Source organism: Alcaligenes sp. CHO6, assembly GCF_037120595.1.
Taxonomy (GTDB): Bacteria; Pseudomonadota; Gammaproteobacteria; order Burkholderiales; family Burkholderiaceae_B; genus Alcaligenes; species Alcaligenes ammonioxydans.
This window is the reverse complement of sequence record NZ_JBANCI010000001.1, coordinates 1,438,897-1,451,879: the sequence shown is the minus strand read 5'-3', so window position 1 is coordinate 1,451,879 and position 12,983 is coordinate 1,438,897. Positions and strand designations below refer to the sequence as shown.

Below are 12,983 nucleotides of genomic sequence, written 5' to 3'. Positions count from 1 at the left end.
AGCCTGCAGTTTGAGCCCCTCGGGGCTCATCTTTACCGTGGCCTGTGTCTGGCAGGCCCACGCTCCCTGTTCTATCGTCATGCGCCGGGGCAGGGGGCAATGACCACGAGTCCCAATCTATGGAAATCCTGATACAACAACTAATAAATGGCCTGACCGTGGGCAGTGTCTACGCCCTGGTGGCGCTCGGCTACACCATGGTGTACGGAATTATTGGCCTGATTAATTTTGCGCATGGTGACGTCGTCATGGTTGGGGCGATGCTGGCCACGACAGTGGTGTTGTCGCTGGTAGGCGCAGACCCGGCAGGCTTGTCTGCCTGGCTGATGGTCGGCTTGGCTTTGTTGGCCGCCATCCCTGTTTGCATGGGCATAGGCTGGACCGCCGAACGTTATGCCTATCGGCCCTTGCGTCGTGCGCCTCGTTTGGCGGCGCTGATTACCGCCATTGGTGTGTCCTTTATTGTGCAGAACTTGGCCATGATGATCTGGGGCCGCAATTATCTGAGTTTTCCGCACATTATTGAGCCCATGGTTTTCCAGGTGGGCGATGCGCGCATCAGCTTGCTGCAAATTCTGATTATTGTCGGTGCCGCCGCGATCATGTCCGGTCTGATGGTACTGGTGCATCGTACCCGTTTGGGCACTGCCATGCGCGCCACTGCCCAGAACCGGGAAGTGGCGGGCTTGATGGGGGTGAACATCAACACGGTGATTTCCGCCGCTTTTGTCATCGGTTCGGCCCTGGCTGCCGTGGCCGGTGTGATGATCGTCACTTATTACGGGGTGGCTCAATACACCATGGGCTTTATGCTGGGACTGAAAGCGTTTACCGCCGCCGTTCTGGGTGGCATTGGCAATTTGGGCGGCGCCATGCTGGGTGGCTTGCTGCTGGGCCTGATCGAAGCCTTGGGTGCCGGTTACATCGGTGACCTGACCAACGGCGTCTTTGGCAGCAACTATCAGGATGTGTTCTCGTTCATCGTGCTGATCCTGGTGCTGATTTTCCGTCCCTCGGGCCTGTTGGGTGAGCGTGTGGGAGATCGCGCATGAGTCTGAATCAAACATGGGGTGGATCGGGCTCGAAGCCGCGTCCTGCAACACCCGCCAAAGTCTGGGTCGGCGCGCTGCTGATCGGGGTGGTGCTGGCCATTTTGCCTTTTGTGTTGGGCATGGCCGGTCAGAGCTGGGTCCGTACCCTGAACTTTGCCTTGCTCTATGTGATGCTGGCACTGGGCCTGAACATCGTGGTGGGTTTTGCCGGCCTGCTGGATCTGGGCTATATCGCGTTCTATGCGGTGGGCGCCTATGTCTGGGCTATGTTGGCCTCGCCACATTTTGGATTGCATTTGCCCTTCTGGATGGTGTTGCCAGCCGGTATTGCCCTGGCAGCGGTATTTGGCGTTTTGCTGGGCTTTCCGGTGCTGCGCCTGCGTGGGGACTATCTGGCCATCGTGACTTTGGGGTTTGGTGAGATTATCCGCATCTTCATGAACAATCTGGATGCGCCCATCAACATCACCAACGGCCCGCAAGGGATCAATCGGGTCGATACCTTCAAGATTGGTGATTTCATCTTCGGTAAAGCGGAAACCCTGTTTGGCATACGGATAACCGGGCCGGAAAAGTACTATTATCTGCTTTTGCTGATCACCCTGCTGATTGTGTTCATCTGCGTGCGCTTGCAGCACTCCCGTATTGGGCGCGCCTGGGAAGCCATTCGTGAAGATGAAATTGCGGCCAAGGCTATGGGTATCAATACCCGTAACGTCAAACTGCTGGCTTTTGCCATGGGTGCAACCTTTGGTGGCGTGGCCGGCGGTCTGTTTGCTTCCATGCAAGGCTTCGTCAGCCCAGAGAGTTTCAGCCTGACCGAATCGATCGCCGTGCTGTGCATGGTTGTGTTGGGAGGGATGGGACATATCCCCGGAGTGATCGTGGGCGCCTTGCTGCTTTCCGTCTTCCCCGAGTTGCTGCGCTCCGTCGTGGTGCCCTTGCAGCAAAGCGTGTTTGGCGACGTGATTCTGGACCCGGACGGCATCCGTATGCTCCTGTTTGGTTTTGCTCTGGTACTGGTCATGATCTACCGCCCCGAAGGGCTATGGCCCTCCGCGGTGCGCCGTCGTGAGCGCAAAATGAAGCAGGTGCAAGCATGAGTGTGACCATGAACCAACACGTAAAAGAGGGCGAGGTGCTGTTGCAGGCAGAGGGCTTGTCCAAGCGCTTCGGCGGTTTGCAGGCCTTGTCCGATGTCAGTTTCAGCATTCGCAAAGGTGACATTTACGGTCTGATCGGCCCGAACGGCGCAGGTAAAACTACGCTGTTCAACGTGATGACGGGCCTGTATATCCCCGAGTCGGGCCGCTGCACCTTTGCGGGTCGCAATCTGACCGATTGCAAGCCTCATCAAATTGCTGAGTCCGGTTTTGCGCGTACTTTCCAAAACATTCGTTTGTTTGGCAGCTTGTCTGCCCTGGAAAACGTCATGATTGGTCGCCACGTCCGCACCCGCGCGGGCGTGCTGGGCGCGGTGCTGCGTAACCGCGCTACTCGTCAGGAAGAAGAGCAGATCGAGGCCCGTGCCTACGAGTTGCTGGATTACGTGGGCATCGCCCAGCACGCTAACGAGATTGCCCGGTCCTTGTCCTACGGTGACCAGCGCCGCCTGGAAATCGCCCGCGCCTTGGCAACCGATCCCATGTTGCTGGCCCTTGACGAACCGGCCGCTGGGATGAACCCGTCCGAGACCGTCGTCCTGCGCCAGCTGATTGAAAAAATCCGTGGTGACGGCATTACTGTCCTGCTGATCGAACACGATATGAAGCTGGTCATGGGCCTGTGTGACCGAGTCCTGGTGCTGGAATACGGCAAAGTATTGGCCGAAGGTAAACCTGCCGAAGTCCAGCATAACCCGCGTGTGATTGAAGCCTATCTGGGTGCGGGTGCTGCCAAAGAGCTGGGTATTACCGTTGAAGAGGAAAAGGCATGAGCACAGAACCGTTGATGCTGGATATTCGGGGCCTGGACGTGGCTTATGGTGGCATCCGGGCGGTACGCGGCCTGGACCTGCGAGTCGGGCAAGGCGAACTGGTTTGCCTGATTGGTGCTAACGGTGCTGGTAAAAGCACCACCTTGCGTGCTATTACCGGACTGGTTCCGGCGGCTGCCGGTCAGATTCAACACCGGGGCGAGAGCATAGTCGGCCTGCCATCACACCAGCTCGTGCGCCGTGGTGTGGTCATGGTGCCGGAAGGGCGGGGCATCTTTCCTCAACTGACGATTGAGGAAAACCTGGCCATGGGGGCATACACCCGCAAGGATCATCACGAAGTACGCCAGGATATCGAACGTATCTACACCCTGTTTCCGCGACTGGCTGAGCGTAAAAAACAATCGGCCGGGACGTTGTCCGGTGGGGAACAGCAGATGGTGGCCATGGGACGCGCCATGATTTCACGGCCGTCCTTGCTACTGTTGGATGAGCCGTCGATGGGGCTGGCCCCGATCATGGTTGAGCGGATTTTTGAGCTGATCCAGACCATTGCCAAAGAAGGCGTGACGATCTTGCTGATCGAGCAGAATGCGCGCTTGGCATTGGAACTGGGAGATCGGGGCTATGTGATGGAGTCGGGGCGGATTATTCTGGAAGGCCCGGCTGCGCAGTTGCTGCATGACCCCAAGGTACGAGCCGCGTATCTGGGGGAAGAGGATTTTGCTGCGTAAGTAGGATTTAGGATTAGAAAAAAAAAGCCAATCAGCTCAGAGCTGATTGGCTTTTTGATTTTTGTGCTGGGTTTTATAAGTCACGCATACTAATCTTGAGGGGGCCGCTCTCGACCCGTTGCCGCCATTGAGCTTTCAGGAAAGCTGTTGTTCAACGCTTTTCACTTAGTGGTGGTGTGCATCAGGTCAGCCTTTGCAGGGCCTTTACTATGCTGTCTTTGCGCTTCTCGTAGAACTCGTCAAACGCATCAAATACGTAGGATGTCATTTCTGGTATGAGGTGCCGCCGTTGAAAAGAAGCATCGCGCGTCTTGATCCATTCCTCAAATGGCGTAGCGTTTTTCGACAAATTCTCGGATTCGGTAAGCAATTGCAGGTTAGCGAGCAGGTTGTACTTAGCGATATACGATTGCACTTTGGATTCAGCGTAACCACGTCGTTTTAAGAGTCGAATCTGAAACTCCGACTGAGGGAATATATGGTCCTCGTGGAATACGGCGTCCTTCCAGTCCCGGTCGGGGTAGAGCAGTGACAGAACCAGGTTCGTATAGCGGCCCTGGTAGCGGTAGGTGAGTATGCGCTCGATCTCAGCATCGGTGAGCCTTGGCTCAATTTCCAGAGACTTGTAAAGGTCGTCGGCTGGGAACGGTGTATCGGGGCCTGCATCTTTCAACAACTCCCGAAGGCGGTTCAGCGTGGTGTCCGACGATCCGCCAAAAGCGTTCTTCAGGGTCGAGAAGATAAACCACTGTCGAATGGCGATTTGGGCCTCGGCGTCCTCGACCTTTGAGGACATGTCGAAGGTCCGGTTGCCCCGCTTAAGCAGGTAAAGGGCAATCGGCAGCAGTGCCAGAGGGGCAACGACGTTTTTGGAGTTGAAACCAAAGCGGGAGATCAGCCGCACGGTTGTTGTCAGGGCCTCCTTGATGTCGCCCCAATTTTCCTCGATCTTCCGCAAATTACTCCGAGAGAAGTTCTTCACCCTATATTGGATGGGTAGGTCTTCAGTCAGGTACAGACAAGCCTTCAGTACGAAGTCCTTGCCGAATCCGTAGCCGGTCCCGATGTCGTTGAGTGAGTCGGTGAACTCATGGATTTCTTTTCGGGCATCCAGTGTCTCCCACTTCGCTGTCGCTGTGGCGAGCAGCAGATCCGAGTATTCTAGCGGCTGGCCCGCCGAGTTCGCCCGGACAAACACCTGCAATACCTTGTCGTAATCTTGAGATTTCTCCTGGTAGTAGTTGCCCACCAGGGTTGTGTGGATTCGGTTGTGCAGACGGCCGATCAGCCTGTTGGCGTTATCACGCAGGTCTTCCGGTAGCTCAGCCAGCTTCGATTTCATGTCGGCCTTCGCGTCTTCAGCGTCCTCGAAGTCGAGGATGCGGCCCACGGGATACCAAAGCTGCGGGGCTTTGCCACTAGGATCGCCGCTCTCACGGAAGGCGAAACCGTAGGTCAACTCCTCCGGGTTGTCCTCGTTCGGCGTCGGAGGCTTTAGCAGATTGAGATAGAGGCTGGTCTGGCGCCAACGGTAGTAGAAGTAACGGTACGAACCCTTCAGGCCGATCAGGAGTGATGTGATGCGTTGCTGGCCGTCGAGGACGAGAGTAACGTCCCTGGTGATCCCCGCCATGTTCGCCAGTGGGTTGTGCGACGACTCGCCGTCGAAGTCTCGGATGAATTCGTAGATCGGCCACTCGTCTTTATTCTTTTGCTCTAACTTCCAGTACAGGAACGAACCGATGGGGAAGTCCGCCATAATCGAATCGAACAGCCGTTCGATGCGGTCGGTCCCCCACACGAATTCCCGCTGAATGGCCGGCAGGTAAATATCCCGATTTACCTGCCGGATGATGTCGCTGACCCTAACGGGTATATATTCCAATTAGCCTCTCCTTGCCTAACTTTGTTTTCTGGCAACATCTCCGTCGCGTAACATTGGAATGCCTGAGAATTTGCCCAACAAGTGTCTTTTTAGAAAAACAAAACATGAGCAAGATGGGATAGTAAGGCAGGAATAGCTGTAGTCAACAGCCTTAGGGGTAGATGCGATCAATCTGGCATACAGTAGGCCTCTCTTGTCTTGATGAACGCAATCCGCATTGGATGGCCAGCGACTGCTCAAGGCCGAAAGCAGCCTTGATGAGCTGAACGCTATCGTTCTACTGGGGATATCCATCTGGCATTGTCAAAGAAGGTCCTGCAATTAAGCAGCCACACCAAACAAAGCACCGACGCCAGCCGTTAGCCCCATCGCCAATGCCCCCCAGAAGGTCACGCGGGCGGTCGAGACGAATAGCGGAGCGCCACCTGCCTTGGCGGCGATCAAGCCTAGAAGGGCAAGAAAGAGCAGCGAGCTGCCTGCGACATACCACATGAGTGCAGCCGTCGGCAGCAGCAGAACCACCAGCAAAGGCAGCAGGGCACCTGCGGCAAATGTCGCAGCCGAGGCCAGTGCGGCCTGTACCGGTTTGGCCGCCAAGGTCTCTGATATGCCAAGCTCGTCTCGCGCATGGGTCCCGAGTGCGTCGTGGGCCATGAGCTGGGTCGCGACATGTGACGCCAGATTTTCATCCAGGCCCCGATTGATATAAATGGCTGTGAGTTCGGCATGTTCCTGCTCAGGGTTCTTCGCCAGTTCTGCTTTCTCGCGGGCCAGATCTGCGCTCTCTGTATCGGCTTGTGAACTGACTGATACATACTCACCGGCCGCCATGGACATGGCACCAGCGACCAGGCTGGCAACGCCTGCAACAAGAATGCTCTTGGCACTTGCTCCTGTGGCCGCCACCCCCAAGACCAAGCTGGCTGTCGAGACAATCCCGTCATTCGCCCCTAAAACAGCGGCTCGAAGCCAGCCTGTACGGTGCGTCTTGTGTCTTTCAGTATGTCTCATAGATAGCACCAGATTGGTGTGTGGTTGCGTACGGTGGCGGTCGTATGACGTATGGCCTGTTTAAGTGAAGCATGAAGCGCGCGCTGTCAGTCCCGGCATGTAATTAACCATCATCAGGATCAACAGTCATGCGATATTGACGCCAGTATGGTTGTCTGCGTGCCGTTCTTCGCGTGAAACCGTGGTGAATCTACATGCCCCCCTGCACCACTTATTTACAAGCAAAGCATACACAAGTCTGTGAAGACTGCGGCAAGACATGATCCTGTTGGTGGGCTAGCGCGTGGGCGAGCGAATGAATGTGGTAGGGGAGTGAGTCGGGGGTATCACTCAGCACCGTCGGTGACAGCCACTTCGGGCCATGATTGGCATGCTCAGCGGCAGCGGTTTTGGTAAGCTGGTACTTGGCATCACCAGTGAGTAAGGTCCTGCTGGCGCGATTGCTTGTTTCTCTGTCCTCCATTCAAAGAAGGTGCTCCATGAAGATTTTGATGATTCTGACTTCGCACGATCAACTGGGCAACACAGGTCAAAAAACGGGTTTCTGGCTGGAGGAGTTCGCTGCGCCTTATTACGTCTTTAAGGACGCGGGGGCGCAGATCACGGTCGCGTCGCCACAGGGTGGGCAGGTGCCACTGGACCCCAAGAGCGACGATCCTGCGGCGCAGACCGATGACACACGCCGTTTCAAGGAAGATCCCGCCGCCCAGGCCTTGCTTGGCAACACGCATCAACTGAAGGAGGTTGCCGCCGCCGACTTTGATGCTGTGTTTTATCCCGGTGGCCATGGGCCATTGTGGGACTTGGCCGAAGACCCCTTATCCATTGCGCTGATCGAAACCATGCTGAGCGCCGGCAAGCCGGTCGCTGCGGTCTGCCATGCACCCGGCGTATTGCGTCGTGTCAAGGCGCCTGATGGCACGCCGCTGGTTCGGGGTAAATCCGTCACCGGTTTTGCCAATAGCGAGGAAGAGGCTGTCGGCCTGACCGATGTTGTGCCATTTCTGGTGGAAGACATGTTGAAAGAGAACGGCGGTAATTACAGCAAAGGCGGTGACTGGCAACCCTATGTGGCCAGCGATGGCTTGCTGATCACTGGTCAGAACCCGGCCTCGTCCAAACCGGCCGCCCAGGCCTTGCTGAAGCTCTTGGGCTGACCCAGCCTAGCCAACGATGCTGTGCGCAGCATCGTTGCTGCGGTGGTTCTTGCGCCTGGTAGGGACGAGGTACGTTCAATTGTTCGGGCAGCCATGGTTTTTGGACGTTGAGACAGCTAACGGTGCTTGGGTGGTCAGTTGTACCTTTAACTGCTCACGGCGATCGCGCTACTGCGGGCCGTTGCGGCGGCAGGCCTGAATATCCAGTGCGCTCGTGGTTGCGCCAGCCTCACGCTTATGAGACCGGCCATGTGTGTGGCCCTGCAACTCAAGTTGTATGCCCTTTGCCTGACACTGAGGGGCAATGAGCAGCAATGCATCCAAATGGCGTGACAAAGCAGCTGAAAACGTCGCTCGAGGCTACAATGTAAAATTCTTGAAACCTAATCTATATGCTGGGACGCTTCGCGATGCGACGAGTGACACGCAGCTTGCGTCAGCGGCTGATCATGATTTTCGGTGGAGTTTCGCTGCTGTTGGGGCTTGTGTCCTCCGTCGTGATCGAGAATAGAGCCACACAGACCTTAACATCCCTCGGCCAAGACAAGCTGGAAGAAATCTCTCGCTCAATTGCCAGGGTGATGTCCCAGAGTTTGGTAGAACGCCGCCGTGAGATCGATCTTATCAGCCGCTTGCCAACCCTGACTCTTGAGGACTGGCAAACCGAGTCTGTACGGACCATTATTGATGCCGTTAAACAAGGCTATCGGCCTTACGCCTGGATGGGGCTAAGCGACATCAACGGTCGTGTCATTGTGGCCTCCGACGGTCTGCTTGAAGGCGTTGATGTCAGTGCTCGCCCTTGGTTCATCAGGGGTAAAGAACGCTTGTTTACGGGCGACGTTCATGAAGCCCTACTTCTGGCTCGTCATCTTCAGCCCTCCGCATCCCCGTCTGAGCCTCTGCGTTTCATTGACTTTGCCGCCCCGGTCCGCAACAGCCAAGGCGAAATAATTGGAGTCATTGCGACACACGCGCATTGGACGTGGATCGAAGCGGTCATCAAGGAAAGTGTCAGCCAGGAGCATACCAGTCATCAGATTGATGTCTTTCTTGTCGATCGGGCAGGGCAAGTACTGTACACACTTTCAAGAACGCGTGAAGTCGAGCTATTCGGTACCTCATCTGCCAGCGGTGCACTCAACCTCACCTTAACTGAGGACATGTTCAAGGAATACATTTCAGCTCGTGCCGCCATCGTCGGCCCAGGCTCGGAAGACCTTGGATGGTCGATTGTCGTGCGCCAGCCACGCGAGATTGCACTTGCCAGCGTCAGCATCCTGCACCAGCAGATGCTATGGCTCGGAATCGGTCTTTCCCTGCTGCTGGTCGTGCTGGCTGACCGGGCCGCTGTCCGGTTCAGCAGGCCGTTGCAAGACATTGAAAGAACCGCGTCTCAGATCAACGCGGGCAAAGAGGACGTCAATTTTTCTGTTAAATCCAGTGGAATCCGCGAACTCGACTCCTTGAGCCTGTCGCTTGCTGGCATGACGCATACGCTGATAACGCGCAAAACAGCGCTACAAGACCTGAATCAGTCGCTTGAGTCTCAGGTGCTGGCTCGAACCGCCGACCTGACAGAAGCGAACAGGAAGCTGGAGTCGCTCGCCTCCACAGATGGTTTAACGGGTTTAGCCAATCGACGCCAGTTCGACAAAATCTTGCTGGAAGAAATTGCACGCGCTCGTCGTCATTCTCATCCTCTTGCGCTAATCCTGCTGGACATTGATTTTTTCAAGCATTTCAATGATCGCTATGGTCATCAAGCCGGTGATGACTGCCTGCGAGCTGTGGCGCAGGCCCTCAAGAGGGTGGGCCGACGCTCGAGCGATTTTGTGGCCCGCTACGGGGGTGAAGAGTTCGCGATTATTTTGCCTGAAACTCCATGCGCTAAAGCCCTGGAGCTGGCAAAGGCCGTTTGCACCACCGTGCGATCCTTGGACATCCCGCATTCGGACTCACCCATCGGGTTTGTCACAATCAGTGCGGGCGTCACCTGTCTCGACACACGCGATCCTCAACCCGAGATCACACTTGTGTCGCGTGCTGACGCGGCGCTCTATAAGGCTAAAGTCAGCGGTCGCAATCAAGCATTCCTCGACAATTCTGGCCATTTGGACGGTAGGGGCAAGCCTACGGCCTGAAGGCTTGAGTTGCTGGGTGGTGGGGGAGTGACGTCATTGAGCCGGGCAGCCTCCGAGGGCGCGGCGCGTGAGAGTACGGTAGGTCGAAACCGTGTGGACCTAGTGTTCTCGTTGGCGTTGTGTCACCTAAGACTTCCTTAGCAGCGCAAGCGCTGTTTATCTGGCTGTATCTCGTCCAGCGTTTGCTACGAGCCTACTGCCAACGCGCCTTGCGCCAAGCCTCTTGTTCCCCAGCGTCAAGAAACGTCCAGGCTACAAACCGACTTTGCTTTTGACCTTGCGTCATTTCAACTGTCTGTATCTTGAAGGCCTTGGCCTTCCTCAAAGCAGACAAGATTCCAGGTAAGTTCGACGCTTTGGACACCAAGCTGCTGAACCATAGCACTTGCCGGCCTACAATCGTGCTTTCTTCTATCATGCGGCGTATAAAGCGTGCTTCACCACCCTCACACCATAGCTCTGCATGTTGCCCACCGAAATTCAGCACAGGCGCCTGTTGTTTAGGCACCGCCTTGCCCAGTCCGCGCCATTTGCGCTGGCTGCCGCTTAAGGCCTCATCGAGCGATGAATGAAAGGGCGGGTTGCATAGCGTCAGGTCAATGTAGTCATTTGCACCCAGGACCCCTTTAAAAATATGGGCGGGCGATTTCTGTTGACGTAACTTGATGGCAGCCGACAGGCCGGGATTGGCATGAATAATCGTGCGCGCCGATGTTAAGGCACTTGCGTCAATGTCCGTGCCCAGAAACTGCCAGCCATACTCGGCATGACCAATCAAAGGGTAGATGGCATTTGCGCCGACGCCAATATCAAGGACACGCACTGCTTCACCGCGGGGAATGCTCCCCTTATTGCTGTTGGCTAGCACATCGGCCAAGTAGTGCACGTAATCGGCACGCCCAGGAATAGGAGGGCACAGGTAATTGGCCGGAATATCCCAATGTGCTATGCCGTAAAAGCTCTTGAGCAGGGCGCGATTCAGGGCTTTGACGGCATTCGGATCTGCGAAGTTGATGCTTTGATCGCCGTAGGGATTGACGAAAACGAAAGCTGCCAGTTCGGGTGTCTCTTTGATCAGGGTGTCAAAGTCATAACGGCCCTGATGGCGGTTACGCGGATGGAGTTGAGCCGCTGTTTTGTTTGATGTGGCTCGTTCAGCGTTGGAACTACCTGTTTTGTGAGAGGGCATTGAAGTCCGAAAATGGCTTGGGTCAGTCTGAATCGTGGCGCTGGCACGCGTGTAGAGCATCGTGTCAGGGCTGTAAAGGAGCGATGCCTGCTGTTGTGGTCAGGCGGGTGTGCATCGCGTCCTTCTCTCGCCTTAAGGCTTAATGCTTGCCTGTGCTGCCAAAGCCGCCTGTGCCACGTTCTGTCTCAGTAGAGAACTCGCTTACCAACTGCAGCGCAACTTGCACGACTGGCTGGAACATGAGCTGAGCGATACGTTCGCCGGGCTGAATGACATAGTCCTGGTCGCTGTCGTTGGCCAGAATCACCCCGATCTCGCCGTGGTAGTCGGCATCAATCACGCCAATGCCTTGTGCAACCCGCACACCGTGTTTGAGGGACAGGCCCGAGCGTGAGGCGACGATGGCAACCAGACCAGGGTCCATCATATTAATGGCCAGTCCGGTTTTAACCAGTGTGCGGCCGCCTGCGGGCAGGGTGACGGCTTCGCTCAGGCAAGCACGCAGGTCCATGGCAGCAGAGCCGTCCGTGGCGTAGCTGGGGGCTTCAATGGTCGTGCCCAACAGATCATTGACGATGCGAGCTTCAATACGGCGATGCATAGACGGTATCCTGAAAAAAAGAGGCAGCGCATCCGCTTGGCGCTGCCCGCAATCATAAAAGAGAAAAAGCGTTAAAGCCGCTGGGCGATATCTTGTACCAGTTGACGTGCAGCCAGCAGTTTATCCTGGGCAGGCCAGTGCATATGGCCTTGCTCGTCAAATAGCACGAGTTCGGTGTCGTCGGCGTTCATGGCGCGCTGGGCCAGGTTGGCAACCAGCAAAGGCACATTTTTACGCTGGCGCTTGGCCTGGGCGTGCTCGATCAAATTGTCTGTCTCGGCGGCAAAGCCGACGCAGAAAGGACCGTTCTTCAGTGCGGCAACCTCGGCCAGAATATCGGGATTGGGGCTGAATTGCAGGTTTGGTGTGGCTTGCTCAGACGTCTTTTTAATCTTGATGTCGCTGGCATTGCTGACGTACCAGTCGGCCACCGCTGCAACGCTGATGAAGATATCGGCATCATCCACTTGAGACATGACGGTGGCGTGCATTTGGCGGGCCGTTTCCACGTTGATGCGACGCACCTGGTAAGGCGTTTCCAGTGCAACCGGCCCTGAGACCAGCGTGACGTGTGCACCAGCCTCCTGAGCCGCCCGTGCAATGGCGTAGCCCATCTTGCCAGAGGAGCGGTTGCTGATGACGCGCACCGGGTCAATCGGCTCACTGGTAGGGCCAGCGGTAATCAGCACGCGTTTGCCCGCCAGCAGTTTGGGCTGAAAGAACGCCGTCAGCTCAGCAAGCAGTTGGGCCGGTTCCAGCATGCGCCCGTCGCCGGTTTCACCACAGGCCTGGTCCCCTGTGCCGGGGCCCAGAATATGCACACCGTCGCGGCGTAGTTGTTCCACATTGCGCTGGGTAGCCGGATGCAGCCACATTTCCCGGTTCATGGCCGGGGCCAGCAGTAGCGGGCAATGACCACGGGCGATGCACAAGGTGCTGAGCAAGTCGTCGGCCAGGCCATTGGCCAGCTTGGCCATGAAGTTGGTGCTGGCCGGCGCAATCAGAATGGCGTCTGCGTCCCGGCTGAGCTGGATGTGGGCCATATTATTAGGTACACGTGCATCCCACAGATCGGTATAGACCGTGCGGCCCGACAAGGCCTGAAAAGTGACCGGGCTGATAAAACGCGTGGCCGATTCGGTCATCACGACATCAATCCGGGCGCCCAGGTCCTGGCTGCGACGCAAGAGTTCGGCGGTTTTATAAGCAGCGATGCCGCCGGTGATGCCAAACACCAGTTTTTTATTGCTAAGCATAGGACATGATCCTTACAG

At 56.3% G+C, this 12,983-nt stretch carries 11 protein-coding genes; 6 read left to right on the top strand and 5 right to left on the bottom strand.

Annotated features, from left to right (window positions below; all coding sequences use genetic code 11):
* Positions 1-119 precede the first annotated feature (119 nt).
* From V6936_RS06780 to V6936_RS06765, 4 genes are all read left to right on the top strand, one after another.
* Positions 120-1,052, top strand: a complete 933-nt coding sequence (locus tag V6936_RS06780; RefSeq protein WP_003801466.1) for a branched-chain amino acid ABC transporter permease — start codon at positions 120-122, stop codon at positions 1,050-1,052.
* 119 nt (positions 1,053-1,171) lie between these two features.
* Positions 1,172-2,155: an ABC transporter permease subunit gene (locus V6936_RS06775; RefSeq protein ID WP_230406319.1), complete on the top strand. Its 984-nt coding sequence runs from the start codon at positions 1,172-1,174 to the stop codon at positions 2,153-2,155.
* Positions 2,152-2,988, top strand: coding sequence for an ABC transporter ATP-binding protein (locus V6936_RS06770; RefSeq protein ID WP_003801463.1), 837 nt, complete (start codon positions 2,152-2,154; stop codon positions 2,986-2,988). The genes V6936_RS06775 and V6936_RS06770 overlap by 4 nt, the downstream gene beginning before the upstream one ends.
* Positions 2,985-3,722 carry an ABC transporter ATP-binding protein gene (locus V6936_RS06765; RefSeq protein ID WP_003801461.1) on the top strand — a complete coding sequence of 246 codons (738 nt, stop codon included), beginning with the start codon at positions 2,985-2,987 and terminating at the stop codon, positions 3,720-3,722. Before V6936_RS06770 ends, V6936_RS06765 begins: the two co-directional genes overlap by 4 nt.
* A gap of 181 nt (positions 3,723-3,903) precedes the next feature.
* On the opposite strand, the gene V6936_RS06760 is transcribed toward V6936_RS06765, so the two are convergent.
* Positions 3,904-5,607: a DUF262 domain-containing protein gene (locus V6936_RS06760; RefSeq protein WP_336579627.1), complete on the bottom strand. Its 1,704-nt coding sequence runs from the start codon at positions 5,605-5,607 to the stop codon at positions 3,904-3,906.
* A gap of 321 nt (positions 5,608-5,928) precedes the next feature.
* Complete coding sequence (locus V6936_RS06755; protein ID WP_336579625.1) at positions 5,929-6,618, bottom strand: VIT1/CCC1 transporter family protein; 690 nt, start codon at positions 6,616-6,618, stop codon at positions 5,929-5,931.
* A 479-nt stretch (positions 6,619-7,097) separates the two neighbouring features.
* Here V6936_RS06755 and V6936_RS06750 point away from each other — a divergent pair, with 479 nt between their 5' ends.
* Complete coding sequence (locus V6936_RS06750) at positions 7,098-7,775, top strand: type 1 glutamine amidotransferase domain-containing protein (RefSeq protein WP_336579624.1); 678 nt, start codon at positions 7,098-7,100, stop codon at positions 7,773-7,775.
* Between the two features lie 392 nt (positions 7,776-8,167).
* Positions 8,168-9,919: a diguanylate cyclase gene (locus V6936_RS06745; RefSeq protein ID WP_336579623.1), complete on the top strand. Its 1,752-nt coding sequence runs from the start codon at positions 8,168-8,170 to the stop codon at positions 9,917-9,919.
* Between the two features lie 193 nt (positions 9,920-10,112).
* Here the strand turns inward: V6936_RS06745 and rlmF are convergent, their stop codons facing one another.
* The 3 genes from rlmF to coaBC all read right to left on the bottom strand — a co-directional run bounded on the left by rlmF (position 10,113) and on the right by coaBC (position 12,965).
* The gene (gene rlmF / locus V6936_RS06740; RefSeq protein ID WP_336579622.1) at positions 10,113-11,108 is read right to left on the bottom strand and encodes a 23S rRNA (adenine(1618)-N(6))-methyltransferase RlmF; all 996 of its coding nucleotides are present in this window, start codon (positions 11,106-11,108) and stop codon (positions 10,113-10,115) included.
* Between the two features lie 139 nt (positions 11,109-11,247).
* Positions 11,248-11,709 carry a dUTP diphosphatase gene (dut, locus tag V6936_RS06735; protein ID WP_003801455.1) on the bottom strand — a complete coding sequence of 154 codons (462 nt, stop codon included), beginning with the start codon at positions 11,707-11,709 and terminating at the stop codon, positions 11,248-11,250.
* Between the two features lie 71 nt (positions 11,710-11,780).
* Positions 11,781-12,965: a bifunctional phosphopantothenoylcysteine decarboxylase/phosphopantothenate--cysteine ligase CoaBC gene (coaBC, locus tag V6936_RS06730; RefSeq protein WP_131071561.1), complete on the bottom strand. Its 1,185-nt coding sequence runs from the start codon at positions 12,963-12,965 to the stop codon at positions 11,781-11,783.
* Between the last annotated feature and the right edge of the window lie 18 nt (positions 12,966-12,983).

Excerpts from the sequence above, each read along its gene's own strand:
- V6936_RS06780 (WP_003801466.1), top strand. The coding sequence starts at position 120 with ATGGAAATCCTGATACAACAACTAATAAATGGCCTGACCGTGGGCAGT.
- V6936_RS06775 (WP_230406319.1), top strand. The coding sequence starts at position 1,172 with ATGGCCGGTCAGAGCTGGGTCCGTACCCTGAACTTTGCCTTGCTCTAT.
- V6936_RS06770 (WP_003801463.1), top strand. The coding sequence starts at position 2,152 with ATGAGTGTGACCATGAACCAACACGTAAAAGAGGGCGAGGTGCTGTTG.
- V6936_RS06765 (WP_003801461.1), top strand. The coding sequence starts at position 2,985 with ATGAGCACAGAACCGTTGATGCTGGATATTCGGGGCCTGGACGTGGCT.
- V6936_RS06755 (WP_336579625.1), bottom strand. The coding sequence starts at position 6,618 with ATGAGACATACTGAAAGACACAAGACGCACCGTACAGGCTGGCTTCGA.
- V6936_RS06750 (WP_336579624.1), top strand. The coding sequence starts at position 7,098 with ATGAAGATTTTGATGATTCTGACTTCGCACGATCAACTGGGCAACACA.
- V6936_RS06745 (WP_336579623.1), top strand. The coding sequence starts at position 8,168 with ATGCTGGGACGCTTCGCGATGCGACGAGTGACACGCAGCTTGCGTCAG.
- rlmF (WP_336579622.1), bottom strand. The coding sequence starts at position 11,108 with ATGCCCTCTCACAAAACAGGTAGTTCCAACGCTGAACGAGCCACATCA.
- dut (WP_003801455.1), bottom strand. The coding sequence starts at position 11,709 with ATGCATCGCCGTATTGAAGCTCGCATCGTCAATGATCTGTTGGGCACG.
- coaBC (WP_131071561.1), bottom strand. The coding sequence starts at position 12,965 with ATGCTTAGCAATAAAAAACTGGTGTTTGGCATCACCGGCGGCATCGCT.